Consider the following 20,939-nt stretch of genomic DNA (forward strand, 5'->3'; position numbering starts at 1 on the left):
ATGACACAAAAAACAGCCGTTCGTTCCCCGGCTGTTTTTTATTAAAAATCAGTTTTTTTAATTTCTACAAAACGGATGTGATGATCTTCGGCGTCGAGGATTTTAAATTCACAGCCCTCCGCGTGTATCACATCTCCTGCTTTCAGCTCCATTTTTTGCGTTAGAAGCCAGCCTGCAATCGTATCAATTTCTTCATTTTCAATCGCAATGTCGAGAAGGTCATTCACTTCGTCTATTAGCGCTTTTCCATCCATCACATAATGGTGCTCGCCCTTTTTCAGGATGTGCGGTGTTTCATCTTGATCATACTCATCGCGGATTTCCCCGACGATTTCCTCTATAATATCCTCTACAGTGACAAGCCCCGCCGTTCCCCCGTATTCATCGACGAGAATCGCCATGTGAATCCGCTCCTTCTGCATGCGGATTAAAAGCTGTTGAACAGGAATGCTTTCAATGACCCTGATAACGGGCCTCATGATTTGCTCCAGCTTTATCGGCTGGCCGAGAAAATAAGCTTTAAACATATCTTTGCTGTTGATGATCCCTAAAATATGATCCTTGTCATCTTTGATGACAGGGTAGCGTGTATACCGTTCATTAATGATGTGATGAATTGCCTCTTCAAGCGACTGCTCCAGAGAGATAACCGCAATTTCTGTCCGCGGAATCATAATCTCTCTCGCTACCCGGTTGTCAAATTCAAAAATCTTATTTACATAGCGGAATTCAGACTGATTGATTTCTCCCTTTTCATAGCTTTCAGAAAGGATCAGCCTTAGTTCCTCTTCACTGATGACAACCTCATGCTCCTTTACTGAATGAAAGCCAAACAATTTCACAAGAAAGCTTGCAGAGCCGTTTAATGCCTTAATAAACGGGTACGTGATTTTATAAAACCAGATCAGCGGCTTTGCAATCCATAAGCTTACAGCTTCAGCTTTTTGAATAGAAACCGTTTTCGGGGCAAGCTCCCCCATCACCACATGCAAAAAAGTGACGATGATAAATGCAACTACAAATGTGACAATGTGGTTAAACGGTTCCGGCATGCCTGTCATTGTAAATAAGGGATGAAGAAAACGTTCAAATGTAGGTTCACCAAGCCATCCAAGGCCGAGGGCTGTAATCGTAATCCCAAGCTGGCAGGCTGATAAATACTCGTCAAGATTGGAGATGATTTTATGTGCGGCTAGCGCCCGGCTGTCACCGCTTTCGATGAGCTGATTGATTTTTGAACCTCTGATTTTGACGATCGCAAATTCCGCTGCAACGAAAACAGCCGTAATGCCAATCAAAACAAAAATGGCGATCAATTGTAAAATAAGCAAAAAAAGCCCTTACCATAAATGGTAAGGGGCCACCTCCTTAACGTTAATTCTCATCACGACCGTTTAAGAAGATCATCACAAAACGAAGTAGTTCAAACAGGGAAACCAGGGCGGCGGCCACATACGTTAAGGCAGCAGCGCTCAGCACTTTATTTACCCCATTTTCTTCATTGTTTCGGATGAATCCTTCTGACACAATAATCTGCTTCGCGCGTGAGCTTGCATTGAATTCGACAGGCAATGTAATCAGCTGGAAAAAGACTGCCGCTGAAAACAGTATGATGCCAAGCCCGATCAAATTCAGGCTGCCGAGAAGCATGCCCCCTAAGAAAAGCAAAGGAGCTACACCGGATGCAAAATTCACGACTGGGAAGATTTTATGTCTCAGCACAAGCGCACCATATGACTCCTGATGCTGCAAGGCATGTCCGACTTCATGGGAAGCTACGGATATGGCGGAAATTGAGCGGCCGTAATAGACCGGCTCAGATAAACGCACCACCCGTCTTGTCGGGTCGTAATGGTCTGTTAAAGTGCCTCTTACCGGTTCGACCGGCACGTCGTAAAGACCGTTTATATCTAAAATCCGTCTTGCCGTTTCTGCCCCTGTACGTCCGCTTGAGGCTTCCACTTTTGAATATTTTTCAAAGTTGCTCTTTACTTTAAATTGTGCCCAAAACGACAATCCCAATGCGGCTATTGTTAAAAATATAAACAGCATTTTTTCATCATCCTTTTTCCATGATCATTTCTCTATTACGATTATTTTAATGAGTTTTCTTTCCCGTGTACAGAAATGCGCTTTTTCTTCCGGCTTGGAGCACACAATCCAATCAGCAAAAAGAACAGGCCTGCTGAAAACAAATAAAAGGCGAAACTGCCGGCCAGTTCTTTCAGAAAATGAAGCCAGGAGAAGCTGCCGGAAAAGTGATTATATGAATTCAAATCAAAAATAAACAAAATCACCGCGGATGCCGCCAGCTGCGTACCGATCAAAACCACGATCGTTCTTTGAAAGATCGTCATCTTTTTCATCCTTTTTGTTTTAGTTTATGGAGAAATCCGGTTTTATATGTTTTGTACATTTTTTGAAAAACATCACCGGAAGTGGGACATACTGTTAGAAAAAAGCACGGGTGTGATGGAAGCTATGAAAGTGACGAGTGAGGAAAAGGAACAGCTGAGCACAGCAATCGACCGAATGAATGAAGGACTGGACGCGTTTATCCAGCTGTATAATGAATCGGAAATTGATGAACCGCTTATTCAGCTTGATGATGATACAGCCGAGTTAATGAAGCAGGCCCGAGATAAGTACGGCCAGGAAAAGCTAAATGAGAAATTAAATACAATTATTAAACAGATTTTATCCATCTCAGTATCTGAAGAAGGAGAAAAAGAATGAAATCAAATCGGATATTTATTTCATGGCTCAGGTGGCCGTTATTTATCCGAATCGGGGTTATTATTTTATGTCTGATTCTTTTGTTCGGCCAAATCATTTATATACTTGAGCCTAAGCAGTTCACTTCGGTATTCGAAGGTATTTGGTGGGCTGTCGTTACGGTTTCTACAGTCGGTTATGGAGACTATGTGCCGCACACGCCGCTGGGACAGGCAGCCGGAATACTGCTGATTTTGAGCGGAGCAAGCTTTGTCACAGCGTATTTCGCTACGTTATCAGCGGCCGCATTCAGCAGACAGCATCGCTACATCGAAGGAAAAGTTGCTTACAAAGGCCGGGACCACATCATTCTGATCGGGTGGAATGAAAAAACAAACCGGCTTTTGAAGGAGCTTCAGCTTGCCGCCCCTTCCAAAACAGTCGTACTAATCGATGAATCCTTAACGGAAGGCCCGCTTATTGAAAACGTTCATTTCATACGCGGGCACGCTGCCGATGATGGGACACTGAAACGGGCCAATATTACTGAAGCGGAATCAGTGATGATTACTGCCGATCAGTATAAAAGTGAAACTGATGCTGATATGCTGTCAGTGCTGACTCTTTTATCTGTTAAAGGGCTTAATCCCCTTGCTTACTGCATCGTCGAAATTTTGACTGACCGTTTTGTCACCAATGCGGAGCGGGCAGGCGCAAACCAAATCATCGGAACTTCAGAATTTATCAGCCGGGCGATGCTGCAGCATTACCAAGTCAAGTTACGGCCGTCTAAACAGCAGAACGGAATCAAGCTGACACTTGATCAGCATGTGGAGCTTCTTGCTGTTCCTGACGAACTAAAGGGAGCGGCTTACAAAACCTGTGTTCTCTATTTCCTTGATCACAACACAACAATTATAGGCGTACAAAAAAAGGAGGGACCGATGCTTTCCCCTCCTCTTACATACAAGGTGCTCGAAACAGATCAATTCCTTGCCATCTAGTGTAACAGAACATCCTCCAATTCTTTCACGAGAGAGGCGCCGATATCCAAAAATGCCGGATCAATTTCCGCGTCCCGCCTTTCCGGTTCGGAAAATTGATTAAACAGTGATTGGAAAGGCCCTCCCTCGGCGTGATCGTCAACATCCGCCTGAAACACCTGTCTCAGCATAAACGGCGTTCCGATCCGGACGGCCGCCCCTCGTTCATCGAGACTGCCCTGTACCGCATTGACGGGAATTCTTAAAAATAAATAGCCGTCTCTATCATCAATTTTATAATCAAAGTAGCCATGATCGTATTCCCAGCCGCCGTTTATCACATAACCGAGCGGCTTCATCACTTGTTCCAGTTCTTGAAGCAGAAAAGACTGCCCATCTATCGCGGAAGGTATTGGTATCATCAGAATGCCCCTTTTTTCACTTATCCTGTCCTGCCGAACAAGACTTCATTCAGAGGCGCCTACATGGAAATCGTTGTTTCTTTCGCGCGGCCAACAGAAAAGAAAGCGCATTCAATTAAGAAGTAAACAGCCATTGCCGCTGCAAGCCATACAGCTGAATCCCAAGACACATAAACAACCGTTGCATAGAGTCCTAATTTAGTGAAAAGAGTATGGGTTCGTTTTAAATGCAAAATCCGATGTACTGCATCGGTAAAAAGGGCAAGCGGCAAACCAATGAGAAGAAAGGCGTGGATGAAAAAATGTGAAAGCGTGCCGCCAAAGCTTGAAGAAAACTCTGTATACACGGCATCAAAGGAGATAAGGAAACTTAAAATAGCTGCAGAAAAACCGGCAATGATGAGATGTTTAACCAATTGTTTCATGAACATCAGCACCCTTTCTGATTTTATAAAAAGCCGACCGGCAAATGCCAGTCAGCTTTCTCACATTAATCTTCCAGACGTTTTTCAAGCTCTGCTTTTTTCTCTTCAAAGCCAGGTTTGCCGAGTAACGCAAACATATTGACTTTATACGCTTCTACACCAGGCTGGTCAAACGGATTGACGCCAAGGAGGTAACCGCTCATCGCGCAGGCTTTTTCGAAGAAATATACAAGGTATCCAAAAGTATATGCATTCAGCTCAGGAATGTTAACGATTAAGTTCGGAACATTTCCGTCTGTATGGGCAAGCATTGTACCTTGGAATGCTTTTTTGTTAACGAAATCAACAGTTTTACCGGCTAAATAGTTCAAGCCGTCAAGATCGTTATCCGCTTCCTCAATTGTCAGTTCATGTTTAGGTTTCTCTACGTTCAGGACCGTTTCGAATAAATCTCTGCGGCCTTCTTGTACATACTGGCCTAAAGAATGAAGGTCTGTTGAATAGTTCGCTGAAGAAGGATAAATGCCCTTCTCATCTTTCCCTTCGCTTTCTCCGAACAGCTGCTTCCACCATTCCGCAAAGTATTGAAGCGCCGGTTCGTAGTTGATGAGCATTTCAATTGTTTTGCCCTTATTATAAAGGACATTGCGAACAACCGCATATTGGTATGCTGGGTTATCTTCCAGTTCAGATGTTGCAAAATCTTTGCTCGCATCCAGGGCGCCTTTCATCATGTCATCAATGTTGACGCCGCTGACAGCAATCGGCAAGAGACCTACAGCTGTTAAAACTGAATAACGGCCGCCGACATCGTCAGGAATAACAAATGATTCGAAGCCTTCTTCGTTAGAAAGCGTTTTTAATGCGCCGCGCTCTTTATCAGTTGTTGCATAAATCCGCGCTTTCGCTTCTTCTTTACCGTATTTCTCTTCAAGAAGCTTGCGGAAAATACGGAAAGCGATTGCAGGTTCAGTTGTCGTACCTGATTTAGAAATCACATTAATAGAGAAGTCAACATCTTCAAGAAGATCCATGACGTCTCTCATATAAGATGAACTGATGTTGTTCCCGATAAAAATGACTTGCGGATTGCCGCGTTTTGCTTTTGGCAAAGTGTTATAAAACGCGTGATTCAGCGCTTCAATCGCTGCCCGCGCTCCTAGATAAGAACCGCCAATGCCGACAACAAGCAAGACATCAGAGTCAGATTTGATTTTTTCCGCGCTTTTTTTGATGCGCGCGAATTCTTCTTTATCATAATGTTCAGGGAGGTCCACCCAGCCTAGAAAATCGCTGCCCGCGCCTGTTTTTTCATGGATATTATGGTGTGCTGTTTTTACAAAGTCCCGCAGGTATGTAAGTTCATGTTCGTTGAAGAAAGTCAACGCTTTTGAGTAGTCAAAGCGTACATGCGTCATTGCTTGTCCCTCCATAACGGTATAATGTTTTCATCTTTCACTTTATATGAACTTATCTGTGAAATCAAGTCAAGAAGAAAGGGCGGAATGACTGGATTCCGCCCTTTGGGTTTATAGAGACGCGCGAAGGATGGCAAGCACGTCATCTTTGTTCAGTTTTTGGAAGTTGCCGAAGCCCCCGTGTTCCATTTCCTTGGCTGCGATATCAGCAATCAGTTCAAGCTTTTCTTCTCCAATATTGTAATCAGCAAGACGAGAAGGTGCACCGAGGCTTGTCCAGAACGCAGACAGTTTATCGATTCCTTCAAGCGCAATTTCTTTATCTGTTTTGCCTTCAGTATCAATGTCAAACATGTTGAGCATAAGGTTTTTAAAACGGCCTACATTTGTATCAAGCGTGTATCTCATCCAGTTTGGGAACAGTATCGCCAAACCGCCCGCGTGCGGAATATCATATACAGCTGAAACAGCGTGTTCCATTGTATGAGAAGCCCAGTCACCAAAGTAGCCCATTTGGAGCGTGCCGTTTAAAGCAATAGTACCAGCGTACAAAATCGTTTCACGAAGTTTGTAGTTTTCCAGATCTTCAAGAAGCTTAGGAGCTGTTTCGATGACCGTCTGCAAAACAGCAAAGCACATTCTATCCTGAAGCGGCGTGTTTTCAACATTATGGAAATATTGTTCGAATACGTGGCTCATCATGTCAACCATGCCGTATACTGTTTGATTTTCTGGAACGGTGAACGTATTTTCAGGGTCTAAAATAGAGAAACGCGGATGAGTGACATTGCTGCCCCATACAAATTTCTCGTTTGTTTCCCAGTTTGTAATCACGGAATCTGGGTTCATTTCAGACCCTGTTGCAGCAAGAGTTAAAACAGTGCCAAACGGCAGCGCATCCTCCGCTGTTACTTTTTTGCTGAAAATATCCCAAGCGTCGCCATCGTATTTGACGCCAGCTGCGATTGCCTTTGTACAGTCAATCACACTGCCTCCGCCGACAGCAAGCAGAAAATCAATGTCATGCTCTCTGCAAAGTCCTATGCCTTTTTCCACTGTTGCAAGACGCGGGTTCGGCTCTACACCTGACAGCTCATGAACAACAGCGCCCTCTTCTTTTAAAATGCCTGTGACTTGATCATAAAGGCCGTTGCGTTTAATGCTGCCGCCCCCGTAAACAAGCAGTACATTCTTGCCGTATCGTTTGAATTCTTTTCTTAATTGATCAAGCTGACCTTTTCCAAAAATCAGCTTTGTCGGATTATAATAAGTGAAATTTTCCATAGTAAAACCTCCAAATGATGCTGGTAAAAAACAGATTTTCCATTGTAACATAAGTTGACAAAAAGAAAAAGGGAAGCAGCCAAACGGCTATTTCCCCTTTTTTATAGTGATGCTTTCAAAATTGACAGCACATCTTCTTTGTTGAGTGATTTAAATTGGCCGAATGTACCGTTAGCCATTGCCTTGTCAGCAATTGTGTCAAGCTGCTCATCATTAATATCATAATCAGCAAGACGGTTCGGAGCGCCAAGGCTTGTCCAGAATGCGGACAGCTTATCGATACCTTCAAGGGCAATTTCTTCATCCGTTTTACCTGCTTCTTCAACATCAAACACGCGAACTGCAAGCTGTTTCATGCGGGCAGGGTTTTCAGACAATGTGTGTCTCATCCAGTTCGGGAACAAAATTGCCAGTCCGCCGGCATGCGGAATATCATAAACGGCTGATACTGCATGTTCAATATTATGAGTAGCCCAATCCCCTCTTGCCCCCATAGAAAGCATGCCGTTTAATGCGATTGTTCCTGTGTACAGGATCGTCTCACGCAATTCGTAATTTTCGAGATCATTAATCAGCTTAGGCGCTGTTTCAATGACTGTACGCAGAAGTGATTCACACATGCGGTCCTGATACGGCGTGTTTGATACATGATGGAAGTATTGTTCGAATACGTGGCTCATCATGTCAACCATCCCGTAGATCGTGTGGTTTTTAGGTACGGTGAATGTATTCACCGGATCAAGAATCGAGAATTTAGGGAATACGAGCGGGCTGCCCCAGCCGTATTTTTCTTTTGTTTCCCAGTTTGTAATAACAGATCCTGAGTTCATTTCTGAACCAGTCGCAGCGAGAGTCAATACCGTTCCGAATGGCAAAGCATCTTTTGGCTGATGCTTTTTCGTAACGATATCCCACGCATCACCATCATACTTTGCTCCTGCGGCAATCGCTTTTGTACAGTCGATTACGCTTCCGCCTCCGACAGCCAGCAAGAAATCAATGTTTTGTTCTTTACAGATGGCAACACCTTTATTAACAGTCGACACACGAGGATTCGGTTCCACACCTGCTAATTCATGCACGGTCGCTCCGGCTTTATTCAGCTGTTCAATCACTTGATCATACAGGCCGCTGCGTTTAATGCTGCCGCCTCCGTACACAAGCAATACGTTTTTTCCGTAAGGTTTGAGTTCCTCCGGAAGTCTTTCCACTTCGCCGCGCCCGAAAATTAATTTGGTCGGATTCCAGTATGTAAAGTTTTGCATGACATCTCCTCCTTAGATTTTTTATTATGCAGAATGTCCTCACCACATGTAAAGCAATCAGCTCTCACCGATCAGCATACCAGATGGTTTTATTTTGCAAGATGCTGGGAAAGAAGCTGATATAAGCGAGGGCAGGCCAGCTTCCCTCATATGGAGAATGCATGTATAGATTCTCCAATATGTCACAATCTATAACTGTTTTAATAATTCATGGAGGAGGTTGCAAAACATGAGTACCATTCAAAGAATTTGTCTTGTATTAACCATCATTGGCGCCATTAACTGGGGACTGATCGGATTTTTCCAATTTGACTTAGTAGCGGCTATCTTCGGCGGCCAAGGGTCAGCTCTTTCCCGAATCATTTACGGACTTGTCGGAATCGCCGGCTTAATCAACCTCGGTCTGCTATTTAAGCCAAACGAGGAAAGATCACGTGAAGAAGCAGCAAATCCTGAAATGCGATAGGATATCAATCACGCTGAAATAGGATTTTGCATGAAATCAAAAGCACCGAACATTCCTGTCCGGTGCTTTTTTTCATGCTTATTTTTTGATAAGGTCTTTGCGGTTGGACATTTCGATCCACTCTTCAAGCTTATCTTTTAATGTGTTGAAACCTTGTGGTGTAGAAGCTTCTTCGCTTACTTGAGCAGCTTTAGGTTTTCTTGGTTTGCTTTCTTTTTTCTCAGGCGCAGCTTGTGTCGCACGAATTGAAAGGCTGATTTTGCCTTTTTCTTCATCAACAGCAAGTACTTTTACTTGTACTTCGTCGCCAACTGAAAGGTGCTCGTTGATATCTTTTACGAAACCGTGAGTCACTTCAGAAATGTGTACTAAACCTTGAGTTTCTTCATCTAATGCAACAAACGCACCATACGCTTGTAATCCTGTAACTTTACCAGTGTAAACACTGCCCACTTCAAATTTTGCTGCCATTCATAACAACTCCTAAGTTAAATTAAATATCTGTTTATACGCAATTTAAAATTATATCACACATGTCTTATTTCCGCAAAGAAAACTTTTTATAAAAAATCAGGTTTATGCACAGCAAAAAGGGGGTAAACTGAAAATACCAAAGGCTTTCTAGTATTCCCCCCTTTTATTGGATGCGAACAAAAGGTTCGTATCTTTTTTTATGTTGTTTTTTGCAGGAAGCGTTTCATTCTGACTAACGCTTCTTGAAGCTGTTCAATCGAGGTTGCGTATGAACAACGGATATATCCCTCACCGCTCGGACCAAACACACTTCCAGGAACAACTGCCACTTTTTCCTGCGTAAGAAGCTCCTCGGCAAACTGTTCTGAACTCATTCCCGTGCTTTTAATAGATGGAAAAGCATAGAAAGCGCCGCCCGGATGATGACAGCTGAGACCGATTTCATTGAGCGATTCTACAAACAGATTCCGTCTTCTTCGATAGCTTTTTTTCATTTTTTCTACGTCTTCCATGCCGTTCTTCAGGCCTTCAAGGGCGGCAAACTGCGCCATTGCGGGCGCACACATCATCGCATATTGATGAATTTTAAGCATGGCATCCCGAAGCAAGGATGGTGCCGCGGCAAAACCGAGCCTCCAGCCCGTCATTGCAAATGCTTTTGAAAAGCCTGAGATGACTACCGTCCGTTCCTTCATTCCCGGTAATGCCGCTATACTTGTAAATTCCTCATCATATGTCAGCTCCGCGTAGATCTCGTCGGCTAAAACGATGACATCATGTTTTTTGGCAAACTTAGCAATCTCATTCAGCTCTTCCTTCGAATAAACCGAACCTGTCGGATTCGATGGTGAGCAGATGAGAATGGCCTTTGTTTTTTCAGTGACTGCCGCTTCAAAATCAGCAGCCGTTGCTTTAAATCCTTTGTCTGCCGTTGTATGAACGTGAACCGGGATACCGCCTGCCAAAGAAACAAGCGCATCGTAAGCCACAAAACACGGCTCAGGGATGATGACTTCCTCACCTGGATTCACAATGGCGCGGATCGCAATATCTAAAGCCTGACTTGCCCCCACTGTCACAATCAGCTCATTATCTGGCGAGTAGCTAAGGTCAAACCTGTTGCTCAAATAACGGCTGATTTCCTCCCGCAATGAGTATAAACCCGCATTGGCCGTGTATGACGTATATCCTTGTTCAAGAGAGAGAATGCTTGCTTCGCGGACATTCCACGCGGTAACAAAATCAGGCTCGCCGACGCCTAAAGAAATGACGCCTTCCATCGTTGCCGCCAAATCAAAGAATTTGCGGATGCCGGATGGTTTTATTTGTTGTACATAGTCTGATAAATACGAAGTCATTTACGGTGACACCACGATTCTTTTGTCGTCGTCTCCTGTTTCAAACACTTTGCCGTCATGCTTGTATTTTTTCAGGATAAAATGGGTTGTCGTAGATACAACTGAATCAAGCGTTGAGAGTTTATCCGAAACAAAACGCGCTACGTCAGACATCGAATTGCCGCGAATCACGACAGACAAATCGTATACGCCTGACATCAGGTAAACTGATTCAACCTCTTGGAATCGGTAAATCCGTTCCGCCACTTCATCGAAACCGACGCCCCGCTTCGGCGTTACTTTGACGTCGATCATGGCCGTAACGCCCTCATGTCCGTCTACTTTTCGCCAATCAATCATAGCGGAATAATCGATAATAACCTTTTCTTTCTCCAGTTTGTCAATAATTGTTTTTACTTCATTTACAGGGATGCCTGCCATCTTTGCAATTGTTTCTAAATCGGCGCGGCTGTTTTCGTCTAAAATTTCTAATATTTCTGTTTCTTTTTCTGTCAATTTCATTTGATTCACACCTTTGCAATGTCAAGAAATCTCATGACATTATATCACGTTTTTTGACGAATGCTAAGAAAAAACGAGGAGAAACTTCCGCTAGAATTTACAATTTCAGGGCATAATACAACCATCAAAAAAAGGGAGTGACACAGAATGGAGGCGGTTTCACCAATAAGGCGGTTTACGGTCGATGGAGTCAATGTATACTACGAACATTATCAAAATCCCGGCAGGCAAACGCTGGTCTGCGTACACGGTTTTTTATCATCTGCATTCAGCTTCAGAAAAGTAATTCCTCTCCTTCGGGACAAGTACGACATCATCGCGCTTGATTTGCCTCCTTTCGGCCAATCTGAAAAATCAAGAACGTTTATCTATACCTATCAAAACCTTGCTAAGCTTGTCATTGGGATTTTGGAGCACTTGCAAGTGAAACAGGCTGTGCTTGTCGGGCATTCTATGGGCGGGCAGATATCGCTGTCTGCTGCTCTCCAAAAACCTGAGCTTTTTTCAAAGGTTGTGCTGCTTTGCAGTTCAGGGTATTTAAAACGTTCACACCCGACGATCATTTTCGGGACCCATATCCCGTATTTTCATCTTTACATCAAACGCTGGCTCTCGAAAGAAGGCGTGATGAAAAATTTATTAAATGTGGTGCATGACAAATCGCTGATTGATGAGGAGATGATCGACGGCTATGGCAGACCGTTTCAGGACGAGCAGATTTTCAAAGCCATGACAAGGTTTATCCGCCACAGAGAAGGAGATTTAGAACCCGAGCAATTGAAGAAAATGAACAAGCCTGCTCTATTGATTTGGGGCGAGGAGGATCGAATTGTCCCAATGGAGATCGGTAAACGGCTGCACGCAGATTTGCCTAATTCCGTGCTGTACTCACTTGGCCAGACCGGACATCTGGTGCCTGAAGAACGGCCTGAACTTGTTTCTGAACACATTGCTGATTTTATCAATTAAAAAAACCGGTGCTGAACCGGTTTTTTTAAGGCGTGCAGGAGCTGCTGTTTTTAATGAATAAAAGCTGGCCAGCCACTTCCCGGCAGCTGGCGATCGGCAGCGTTTGTTCAAAAGAAGTTTCAAATATTTGCTGAATGCTTTTCGCCAGCACGTCGGGATCGTCTTCATCATAGACTGCCTGCACGACATCAACAGCCTCCGTTTCGTAAAACTCTTCTCCATATTTAAACGGGTCCCATTTGGCAATGATCTTAATCATTTCCCTGACCGCTTGACTTTCTTCCATATTCATCACCGCTTATAATAAAATTTGCAGTTCTATCTTATCATAGTGAAGCTTAGAAGAATAAACATACATGAGGGGGTAACAGAATGAACTTTGATAAACGAGAAGAACGCCTTGGCACCCAATCGGTCAAATGGGACAAAACAGGCGAATTATTTGGCGTGACAGACGCACTCCCGATGTGGGTGGCGGATATGGATTTTCGCGCGCCAGAAGCGATAACTGAAGCTTTAAAAGAGCGTCTTGACCACGGTATTTTTGGTTATACAACTCCAGATCAAAAAACGAGGGATGCTGTGTGCGGATGGATGCAAAACAGGCACGGCTGGAAGGTGAATCCGGAAAGCATCACATTCAGCCCCGGCGTTGTAACGGCTTTGAGCATGGCGGTACAAGCTTTTACGGAGCCGGGCGATCAAGTAGTTGTTCAGCCTCCAGTTTATACGCCTTTTTACCATATGGTGGAGAAAAACGGCCGGCACATTTTACATAATCCGCTGCTAGAAAAAGACGGCGCATATGCAATGGATTTTGAAGATTTGGAGACGAAGCTTAGTGACCCAAGTGTTACATTGTTTATTTTATGCAATCCTCATAACCCTTCTGGGCGTTCATGGGGCCGGGAAGACTTACTGAAGCTAGGCGAATTGTGCCTTGAGCATGGCGTCACAGTTGTATCGGATGAAATCCATTCTGATTTAATGCTGTACGGACACATACACACGCCGTTCGCTTCGCTCTCTGACGATTTCGCTGATATTTCTGTGACATGTGCTGCTCCAAGCAAAACATTTAATATCGCCGGATTGCAGGCTTCAGCAATCATTATTCCGGATCGCCTGAAGCGCGCCAAGTTTTCCGCAAGCCTTCAGCGCAATGGTTTAGGCGGACTGAACGCGTTTGCCGTCACTGCAATCGAAGCCGCGTATTCAAAAGGGGGACCGTGGCTTGATGGATTGATCTCTTACATTGAGAGAAACATGAACGAAGCGGAAGCCTTTTTGAGCACCGAGCTGCCAAAGGTCAAAATGATGAAGCCGGATGCATCATACTTGATTTGGCTCGACTTCAGCGCTTACGGCTTGTCCGATGCAGAGCTTCAGCAAAGAATGCTAAAAAAAGGAAAAGTTATTTTAGAGCCCGGGACGAAATACGGGCCTGGCGGAGAAGGATTTATGCGCCTGAACGCAGGATGCTCTCTTGCAACCCTGCAGGACGGCCTGCGCCGCATCAAAGCCGCATTATCGTAAATATAGCTGTTAAACGCCTTTACGTCTTCATTTGTAAAGGCGTTCTTAATAAAGGAATTTTATATTTTACTTCTAATATTTAGTGTTATAATAGATTCATATTTTATACGAAAGGATTTCACACGAATGGAAATTCTAAAAGACTATCTTCTGCACATCTGCTTTATTTTGTTTCCTATTCTTCTTTACCAAGTGTTTTGGCTTGGAAAACCTGCGATTCTTGTGCCAAAAATAAACAGCGGTTTGGTCACGCTCTTCGCCTGCGGCGCCTCCGTTTTATGCATTATTTTCCCGATTCATGAAATGGACTACATACAATACGGCCTTCAGATGATTCCCGTTATCATTTGTTTATTTTACATTAGTACCGCTTCCGGACTTACAGTCGCCGCATCTGTCCTATGTTTTGAACTGCTTTTTTACGAACCTTCCGCAATGTTTGTTTTCACTTTGCTGCCTTTTCTTATCATTATCCCAATCTTATTTCAGAAAAAATGGCCATTCATGTCCAAAGCGAAAAAACTGCTGCTGTCTTTATTGATCAGCTGCGTGGAGATTTTCCTATTTTTCGCCTCAAGCTGGATTCTTTCCGCCTTGAATATTTTAAATTTTCAAAAATCAGGAATTTTCGTTTACGAGGCGGCAGTCTCAGGGCTTTTCCGCTCCAGTGTTCTTCTATTAAGCATCTATATTATCGAAAGCATCGCCGAAAATATCGCCCTGCGCTCACAGCTTATCCATTCTGAAAAAATGACGATTGTGAGTGAACTGGCAGCGAGCGTCGCTCATGAGGTCAGGAATCCGCTGACAGTTGTCCGCGGGTTTGTCCAGCTGCTTTTTAATGATGAAACCTTACAAAACAAGTCGAGTGCAGATTACAAAAAGCTTGTACTGTCAGAGCTTGACCGGGCGCAAGGCATTATTACAAACTATCTCGATATGGCCAAACAGCAATTATACGAAAAAGAGGTTTTTGACCTATCTGCCCTTATCAAAGAGACAAGCTCCCTTATGGTGTCGTACGCCAATTACAAGTCAGTAACCGTCGAGGCTGAAACAGAACCGGACCTTTTGATATACGGAGACGCAACAAAGCTGAAGCAGGCTGTCATCAACCTGATGAAAAACAGCATTGAAGCGGTTCCTCACGGGAAGGGGATGATCCACATATCAGCCAAAAGAAACGGCCATACGATCATGATTAACATCACAGACAATGGGGTCGGGATGACAGACCATCAAATGCAAAAACTCGGCGAACCTTATTATTCCTTAAAAACGAACGGAACGGGACTCGGCCTCACCGTAACCTTTTCCATTATTGAACATCATCACGGGACCATTTCATTTAACAGCAGCTTCCAAAAAGGCACTACGGTGACCATTAAGCTTCCCGCTGATCTTCCTCACTAGCAAATCGATTGGAACTTTAATAGAATAAATGCGAGGTGATGACAGATGAGCACGTTTGAGACAGGCTCTATCGTTAAAGGATTTTACAAAACAGGTGTATACATAGGAGAAATTACGGCTTGCAGGCCGCAGCATTATTTAGTGAAAGTGAAAGCGGTTCTTACCCATCCCGCTCAAGGAGACCTTCATCATCCAAAACAGGCGGATGTGCCATTTTTTCATGAGAGAAAAGCGCTCGCACATGGTGAACAGACCAATATCCCCCACCATATGGTGAAGCCTTATGACGGTGAAGTGCCGGATTATACCGAATCTCTGCGGGAGGCGACAGCACAGCTGAGATCCAAATTGAATGAGGATGGTTCGGAGTGGGCAAAGCGCTCCCTTCATAATCTGGACATTTTAGAAAAAGAATATTTTAACCTGCCATAACCCAGTCTGACAAAAGATTGGGTTTTTCACGTCGCGCGCTTCAACAGTTCGGTTAAATCGATTCTTTCACCGATTGTGGGCGGTTTTGGCTTTTCGAGATACTGCTTATCCTGCTCAACAAGCTTAAAAAGTTTATATGCTGTAAGGGCATCATCAAGCGCTTTATGATGGGTGCCGGTTCCGGAATCTCCATACTCTTCGGCAGCTTTCCATAAACCCGTCAATGTCCGGTCTCCAAAAAAGTTTTTGTATTCAAGCGATAAATCTCTCATTTCTCCCTTAAACGGGAAAGGGATATGGTTAAACATACAGTTTTGCTTCAGCACTTTCATATCCATGTTTCCCCACGTAATAATTGTGCTGTTTTTCTCAGGATCCAGCTCGTTTAGTTTACGGATGAAATCCTCGAATCTCATTCCTTCGTCTACCTGTTTTTGGGTTATTTTTAAAAATGATTTGCAGCGTTTCGTAAGCTTCGGGAACTTTTTCGGTCTAACATAGCTAGAAAACGTCTCAACCACTTCATCATCAATCGACTTTACAATTCCGGCTTCAATGATTTCCGGGAAGAAGTTTTGAGGACTGTACTTTCCATCAGGCATTGTAAATTCGAAATCAATAATGAGTAAGCTGTTTGTCGTCACCTTTTTACACCTGCCTTTCCTCCGATCAGAAAATGCTATCTTTATAGTATATCAATTCCCCTTCTCGACATTTCTTCATTTTCTAAAAATAATGAATTTTCCCAGCCGCTTCGTTTCTTTTAAATTGTGAATCGTTTCTTTATAATTAGTAAGGAACCCGAAATAATAAGAAGGTGATGTTATTTCTATCCGTAAGAAAAACTTTGTCATTGTGTGGCTGGCGAACTTTTTTGTCTCCGCTAGCACAACGATGATCGTTCCTTTTCTCTCCTTATACATTGAGACGCTCAGCTCTTTTTCAAACGGCTTTGTGCAAAGGTGGAGCGGCTATGTGTTCGGCATTACATTTCTCATGGCGTTTTTGGTATCCCCGTTTTGGGGACGGTTCGGAGACAAACGCGGATACAAGAAAATCCTTATGGCAACCGGAACAGGCATTGCCCTCAGCATTTTCTTCATGGGCTTTGTTACATCGGTGTACCAATTGTTTTTTCTGCGTATGGCAATGGGTCTTGTAACCGGATTCATCCCGACATCTCTTGCGATGATTTCGGCACAGACTCCGAAGAGCTCAGCTGGCAAAACACTCGGCACGCTGCAAATGGGGCAAGTGTCCGGAAGCTTGTTCGGCCCGCTTTTGGGAGGCATGCTTGCTGATCGTTTCGGCTTTACGTATACCTTTTTTATCACATCCTTTGTGATTTTCTCGTCTGTTCTTCTCGTGTTATTTGGTGTCAAAGAAAAGCCTCTTGCAGAGAAAACAGCCAAACGTACGTCTTACTCGAGAAAAGAAGTGCTCTCCTATATTTTTCACCATCCGGCGCTGTGGGTCATGATGCTGTTAACCATGCTGATTCAAACAGGCAATTTCAGTATCCAGCCCCTGCTCGCTTTATATGTAAATGAGCTGCACGGACCTGTCAATCTTGCCTTTTTCTCCGGCATGGCATTTTCAGCAACGGGGCTCGGAAGTTTGCTGCTGGCTAGAAAATGGGGTGATCTGGGCGACCGCTACGGCCACCGCCGCATTTTAATCGGACTTTTGCTCGCCGCCTCTTTCTTTTTTATTCCGCAGGCGCTCGCGTCCTCACTCAGCGTGCTCCTTGTTTTCAGATTTTTATTCGGAATGGCGATGGGCGGTTTGCTGCCATGCATTACGGCAGCGATCCGCGTTCAGGCTCCCGGCAGCATTCAAGGTGAAGTTCTCGGCTACAATGTCAGCTTTCGCTTTTTAGGAAACGTGCTCGGGCCTCTGCTCGGCGGAATCATATCGAGCCATTTTACCATTTCGGCCACCTTTTACGTCACGGCGTTTCTCTTTTTCGCCGGCGCCTGCATGCTTTGGATCATGCAGAAACTTCGGAAAGATTCTTATGCCAAAGCAAGCTGATTCCGAGAAAAAACTGAGGAATCTTCTAAATTTAACCTTCTCGTAATCTCAAAAGAATGGTACGATATGGCTAGAATTTAGGAGAAAAGAGAGTGACCATGTTACGAAAAATAATCGGATGGATTTTGCTCCTTTGCATAATCCCATTGTTTGCATTTACAGTTATCGCTTCCGGAAAAGAAGTAAAACAAATGAAGTCCCTGGATCAGGTGCTTGATAAAAATATTAATCTGAAAGATATCAGCCTTGTTCAGAACAGCTACATGTATGACAGGGACGGCTCCCTTGTCTCGGAAATCGTCAGCGACCACGAAAACCGTGTGCTCGTTCCATTTAACAAGATTCCCGAGGAAGTCAAACAGATTTTCTTAACATCTGAGGACCGCCATTTTTACGAGCATAAAGGCTTTGACTTTATGGGAATGGTGCGGGCTACTGCTTCTAACGTAAAAGACAAGAAAATTGACCAGGGTGCCAGCACCATCACACAGCAGCTTTCAAGAAACTTATATTTGAGTCACGAACGCTCCTTCAGCCGCAAGCTGACAGAGCTCGCGTATTCCTATCAGCTGGAGAAAAAATATACGAAAAATGAAATTCTTGAAGCTTACTTAAATACCATTTATTTTAACAATGGTGTTTATGGCGTCGGTTCAGCGGCTCAATTCTATTTCAGCAAACCGCTGAAATCTCTCACAGTGGGAGAAATGGCTTTTATCTGTGCTATACCTAATAACCCTACATTATATGATCCTCTCAAGCATTTTGACTACACGAAAAGCCGTCAAGAACGTTTGCTTAAAGGGCTAAAAGATGCCGGGGTCATTACGGACAAAGAGCTGAAAAAAGCCGTAAAACAAAAAATCAAACTGGATGTTGAAAAAAGAGAAGACAAATATCCTGACTACGTTTCCTACGTCAATGATGAATTCACTCAGCTGGTGTCTGAATCAGAAGGCTTTGATAAACGCCTTCAAAAAGCATCAGGAAAACAAAAAGAAAAGATCGAAAACGAGCTGTCCGCAAGAGTCAGCACGCTGATGAAAGACGGTGTGAAAATTTATACTGCACTTGATCCGTATATGCAAAATCAAGTTGTGGCACAAATGAATTCCAAGCTCCCGTATGCGGACGTACAGGGCGGAGCGGCTGTGATTAATCACCAGACGCATCAAATCATCGCTCTATCCGGCGGGAAAAACTATCAAAAATATGACTTTAACCGCGCCTACCAGGCGTACAGGCAGCCGGGTTCATCCATTAAGCCGCTTCTTGATTACGGCCCTTATATTGAACAGACCGGCGCGACAACAAGCAGCACCATTGATGCCAGCAAGTTTTGCAGCAAAGACTACTGTCCGCAAAACTACAATAACCGCACTTACGGCACAGTGACGCTTGATACGGCGTTTAAAAATTCATATAATACACCGGCTATTAGAATGCTCGACCGCGTCGGCATCCAAAAGGCATTCAGTTATATTGAGCCGTATCATTTTGCCAAACTTGTCGACAGTGACTATCTTCTTCCGGCGGCGCTTGGCGGATTTACAAACGGCATGACGCCTCTTGAGATGACAAAGGCTTATACGACATTCGGCAACAGCGGAAGCTATACGCCGAGCCATGCGATTACAAAGGTGACAGACCTTAAAGGAGAAACACTTTATAAATGGAATGATAAAGCGACTCAAATATTCAGCGTCCGCACGAACATGCAGCTGAAAAAACTGATGTCTTCCGTTGTGAAAAGCGGAACAGGGAAAAAAGCATATTTCAATGCGCCTTACATCGGCGGTAAAACCGGAACATCAAATGATTATCACGATATGTGGTTTGTCGGCCTGACTGATACGTATACAATGGGTGTCTGGGTCGGAAAGGATACACCGACCAGCGTTGAATATCTTCACAGCATCAGCCCTCAGCTTTCCATCTGGAAAGGAACGCTGCAAGCTGCTTATTAAAGGATCGGAGGGGATATGGGGTGACTTCAGAACAAATTCCAAATCGCGTTTTGCTGTTTGACGGTGTCTGCAATTTATGCAATGGCGCCGTGCAATTTATCATTAAACGTGATCCGGACGGATTGATTTCTTTCACATCGCTGCAGTCGGAAACAGGACAGAGCCTGCTGAAAAAAAGCGGGCTTCCGACTGATCGGTTTGACAGCTTTGTCTTTATTGAAGACGGCCAAGTGTACACAAAGTCAACTGCAGCCATTAAGGTTTTCAGGCATCTGCGAGGCCCATGGCGGCTCTTCGTCCTTTTTTTCGCAGTGCCGAAGCCTGTCAGAGATATGGTCTATTCTTTCATTGCCAACAACCGCTATAAGTGGTTTGGCAAAAAAAATGAATGTATGCTCCCCTCCCCTTCTATTAAAAAAAGATTTTTACCGTAAATAAAAAATGGCTAGGACGCTAGCCATCACAGATTGTTGACAAAATCCTAAAACGGCTTCGTTTTAGGATTTTGTCATCTATTCAGCGTGATTGAAAACTTTTGAAGTTGTGAAACGGCGGAAACCTGAGAATCTACCGCCGTTTCATTGCGTACAGAGCACGAAGCGCAAATCTGACCACCAAACGCTGAAATGGCTAGCTTACACAGGTAAGCTAGCCATTATGCTATTATAAAGCTTGATAAATATGAACAGAATACCGATAACAAAGGTAAACCAAAACAGCAGTTCCAATAGAATGAATCCGACTAATGACATGAGAGAAAGCGTCGAATAAATCCGGTACACGGTAAACACAAAGTAAGCGAGCGTGACGACCGCAAACCAGATCACAATCCAAATGACATTTTGCAAAAGCACAAAGGATAAAATCCCGCCGCCCAAATAAATCATGGAACCCATTCTGAGTTTTTTCAGGTTGTTCCCTTCCGGATCATTAGCAAAAAACAGCAATGACAGCTCGGTCACGGTATTTGCAATTAATTTCAGAGCGGACAGAACCATAAAATATAAAAGTGCAAAGGCAGCAAATAACGCAAGCCTGATTCCTTTCTCTGAAAAATAATCGAGCATTCCATCATACATTCCAAATGAAGACAGCATCTTCAACGCATAAAGTGAAGTTGAGATGGATAAGGACGAACTAAAAAGCAGGATCGCAATCAGCGGAAAATATCCTGTCAAATAAGTATTTTTCATATAAAAAAGTCCCTTTCTATAATCTACCTCATTTATTATGGAGGACTTAAAACACATTGACAAGATAAATTATTCCATTTTTTC

Annotated in this window: 25 protein-coding genes; 10 read left to right on the top strand and 15 right to left on the bottom strand. The window is 43.8% G+C overall.

The genetic code is table 11. The features are described 5' to 3' along the window. Positions 1-41 precede the first annotated feature (41 nt). The 3 genes from MKY10_RS16620 to MKY10_RS16630 are packed head-to-tail and all read right to left on the bottom strand — an operon-like array spanning position 42 to position 2,357. Entirely contained in the window at positions 42-1,331 is a 1,290-nt protein-coding gene (locus MKY10_RS16620) for a hemolysin family protein (RefSeq protein WP_014665156.1), read from the bottom strand. A 43-nt stretch (positions 1,332-1,374) separates the two neighbouring features. After that, the gene (locus MKY10_RS16625; RefSeq protein ID WP_003228889.1) at positions 1,375-2,052 is read right to left on the bottom strand and encodes a zinc metallopeptidase; all 678 of its coding nucleotides are present in this window, start codon (positions 2,050-2,052) and stop codon (positions 1,375-1,377) included. A gap of 41 nt (positions 2,053-2,093) precedes the next feature. Further along, positions 2,094-2,357, bottom strand: coding sequence for a membrane protein (locus tag MKY10_RS16630; RefSeq protein WP_015483620.1), 264 nt, complete (start codon positions 2,355-2,357; stop codon positions 2,094-2,096). Positions 2,358-2,403: 46 nt separating this feature from the next. Between MKY10_RS16630 and mstX the strand changes: the two genes are divergently transcribed. Beyond that, entirely contained in the window at positions 2,404-2,736 is a 333-nt protein-coding gene (gene mstX, locus MKY10_RS16635; RefSeq protein ID WP_021480479.1) for a biofilm formation protein MstX, read from the top strand. Then, complete coding sequence (kbfO, locus tag MKY10_RS16640; RefSeq protein WP_044052672.1) at positions 2,733-3,719, top strand: potassium channel protein KbfO; 987 nt, start codon at positions 2,733-2,735, stop codon at positions 3,717-3,719. Before mstX ends, kbfO begins: the two co-directional genes overlap by 4 nt. Here kbfO and MKY10_RS16645 read toward each other — a convergent pair. The 5 genes from MKY10_RS16645 to MKY10_RS16665 all read right to left on the bottom strand — a co-directional run bounded on the left by MKY10_RS16645 (position 3,716) and on the right by MKY10_RS16665 (position 8,512). Continuing rightward, positions 3,716-4,120 carry a YugN-like family protein gene (locus MKY10_RS16645; protein ID WP_003228878.1) on the bottom strand — a complete coding sequence of 135 codons (405 nt, stop codon included), beginning with the start codon at positions 4,118-4,120 and terminating at the stop codon, positions 3,716-3,718. The two genes, kbfO and MKY10_RS16645, sit on opposite strands and share 4 nt — an antisense overlap. A gap of 59 nt (positions 4,121-4,179) precedes the next feature. Beyond that, positions 4,180-4,551 (bottom strand): hypothetical protein, encoded by a 372-nt coding sequence (locus tag MKY10_RS16650; RefSeq protein ID WP_015251349.1) that lies wholly within the window; start codon positions 4,549-4,551, stop codon positions 4,180-4,182. A 59-nt stretch (positions 4,552-4,610) separates the two neighbouring features. Then, the gene (locus MKY10_RS16655) at positions 4,611-5,963 is read right to left on the bottom strand and encodes a glucose-6-phosphate isomerase (RefSeq protein ID WP_003243401.1); all 1,353 of its coding nucleotides are present in this window, start codon (positions 5,961-5,963) and stop codon (positions 4,611-4,613) included. Between the two features lie 111 nt (positions 5,964-6,074). Then, a complete protein-coding gene (locus MKY10_RS16660) occupies positions 6,075-7,247 on the bottom strand; it encodes an iron-containing alcohol dehydrogenase (protein ID WP_044052471.1) in 1,173 nt (390 codons plus the stop codon). Positions 7,248-7,348: 101 nt separating this feature from the next. Beyond that, positions 7,349-8,512, bottom strand: coding sequence for an iron-containing alcohol dehydrogenase (locus MKY10_RS16665; protein ID WP_003228869.1), 1,164 nt, complete (start codon positions 8,510-8,512; stop codon positions 7,349-7,351). 229 nt (positions 8,513-8,741) lie between these two features. Between MKY10_RS16665 and MKY10_RS16670 the strand changes: the two genes are divergently transcribed. Next, positions 8,742-8,978 carry a DUF378 domain-containing protein gene (locus MKY10_RS16670; protein ID WP_003220771.1) on the top strand — a complete coding sequence of 79 codons (237 nt, stop codon included), beginning with the start codon at positions 8,742-8,744 and terminating at the stop codon, positions 8,976-8,978. Positions 8,979-9,056: 78 nt separating this feature from the next. On the opposite strand, the gene yugI is transcribed toward MKY10_RS16670, so the two are convergent. The 3 genes from yugI to MKY10_RS16685 form a co-directional block, all read right to left on the bottom strand. Further along, the gene (gene yugI, locus MKY10_RS16675; RefSeq protein ID WP_003228864.1) at positions 9,057-9,449 is read right to left on the bottom strand and encodes a S1 domain-containing post-transcriptional regulator GSP13; all 393 of its coding nucleotides are present in this window, start codon (positions 9,447-9,449) and stop codon (positions 9,057-9,059) included. A gap of 200 nt (positions 9,450-9,649) precedes the next feature. Next, on the bottom strand, positions 9,650-10,810 hold the full coding sequence (locus MKY10_RS16680; RefSeq protein WP_015251346.1) for an aminotransferase: 1,161 nt from the start codon (positions 10,808-10,810) through the stop codon (positions 9,650-9,652). Next, positions 10,811-11,311 (bottom strand): Lrp/AsnC family transcriptional regulator, encoded by a 501-nt coding sequence (locus MKY10_RS16685; protein WP_009968070.1) that lies wholly within the window; start codon positions 11,309-11,311, stop codon positions 10,811-10,813. A 147-nt stretch (positions 11,312-11,458) separates the two neighbouring features. On the opposite strand from MKY10_RS16685, the gene MKY10_RS16690 reads away from it, so the two are divergent. After that, the gene (locus MKY10_RS16690; protein WP_014480683.1) at positions 11,459-12,280 is read left to right on the top strand and encodes an alpha/beta hydrolase; all 822 of its coding nucleotides are present in this window, start codon (positions 11,459-11,461) and stop codon (positions 12,278-12,280) included. Positions 12,281-12,305: 25 nt separating this feature from the next. Here MKY10_RS16690 and MKY10_RS16695 read toward each other — a convergent pair whose 3' ends face one another. Continuing rightward, positions 12,306-12,566, bottom strand: a complete 261-nt coding sequence (locus tag MKY10_RS16695) for a YugE family protein (protein ID WP_032722422.1) — start codon at positions 12,564-12,566, stop codon at positions 12,306-12,308. A gap of 86 nt (positions 12,567-12,652) precedes the next feature. On the opposite strand from MKY10_RS16695, the gene patB reads away from it, so the two are divergent. From patB to kapB, 3 genes are all read left to right on the top strand, one after another. Continuing rightward, positions 12,653-13,816 carry a cystathionine beta-lyase PatB gene (gene patB / locus MKY10_RS16700; protein ID WP_029725858.1) on the top strand — a complete coding sequence of 388 codons (1,164 nt, stop codon included), beginning with the start codon at positions 12,653-12,655 and terminating at the stop codon, positions 13,814-13,816. 126 nt (positions 13,817-13,942) lie between these two features. Beyond that, on the top strand, positions 13,943-15,229 hold the full coding sequence (gene kinB, locus MKY10_RS16705) for a sporulation sensor histidine kinase KinB (RefSeq protein ID WP_003228853.1): 1,287 nt from the start codon (positions 13,943-13,945) through the stop codon (positions 15,227-15,229). Positions 15,230-15,274: 45 nt separating this feature from the next. Next, a complete protein-coding gene (kapB, locus tag MKY10_RS16710) occupies positions 15,275-15,661 on the top strand; it encodes a kinase-associated lipoprotein KapB (RefSeq protein ID WP_048654907.1) in 387 nt (128 codons plus the stop codon). A 26-nt stretch (positions 15,662-15,687) separates the two neighbouring features. On the opposite strand, the gene kapD is transcribed toward kapB, so the two are convergent. After that, positions 15,688-16,305, bottom strand: coding sequence for a 3'-5' exonuclease KapD (gene kapD, locus MKY10_RS16715; protein WP_003228846.1), 618 nt, complete (start codon positions 16,303-16,305; stop codon positions 15,688-15,690). Positions 16,306-16,380: 75 nt separating this feature from the next. Continuing rightward, on the bottom strand, positions 16,381-16,584 hold the full coding sequence (locus tag MKY10_RS16720; protein WP_003243502.1) for a hypothetical protein: 204 nt from the start codon (positions 16,582-16,584) through the stop codon (positions 16,381-16,383). Between MKY10_RS16720 and MKY10_RS16725 the strand changes: the two genes are divergently transcribed. From MKY10_RS16725 to MKY10_RS16735, 3 genes are all read left to right on the top strand, one after another. After that, on the top strand, positions 16,517-17,695 hold the full coding sequence (locus MKY10_RS16725) for a multidrug efflux MFS transporter (RefSeq protein WP_015251341.1): 1,179 nt from the start codon (positions 16,517-16,519) through the stop codon (positions 17,693-17,695). The two genes, MKY10_RS16720 and MKY10_RS16725, sit on opposite strands and share 68 nt — an antisense overlap. A 92-nt stretch (positions 17,696-17,787) precedes the next feature. Further along, the gene (locus MKY10_RS16730; RefSeq protein ID WP_080481001.1) at positions 17,788-19,662 is read left to right on the top strand and encodes a transglycosylase domain-containing protein; all 1,875 of its coding nucleotides are present in this window, start codon (positions 17,788-17,790) and stop codon (positions 19,660-19,662) included. Positions 19,663-19,682: 20 nt separating this feature from the next. After that, positions 19,683-20,096, top strand: a complete 414-nt coding sequence (locus tag MKY10_RS16735; RefSeq protein ID WP_015384506.1) for a thiol-disulfide oxidoreductase DCC family protein — start codon at positions 19,683-19,685, stop codon at positions 20,094-20,096. A gap of 201 nt (positions 20,097-20,297) precedes the next feature. Here MKY10_RS16735 and MKY10_RS16740 read toward each other — a convergent pair whose 3' ends face one another. Further along, entirely contained in the window at positions 20,298-20,855 is a 558-nt protein-coding gene (locus tag MKY10_RS16740) for a YufK family protein (protein ID WP_003228837.1), read from the bottom strand. Positions 20,856-20,939 lie beyond the last annotated feature (84 nt).

The sequence above is a fragment of the Bacillus sp. FSL P4-0290 genome, from assembly GCF_037975435.1.
In the GTDB taxonomy this organism is placed as follows: domain Bacteria; phylum Bacillota; class Bacilli; order Bacillales; family Bacillaceae; genus Bacillus; species Bacillus subtilis.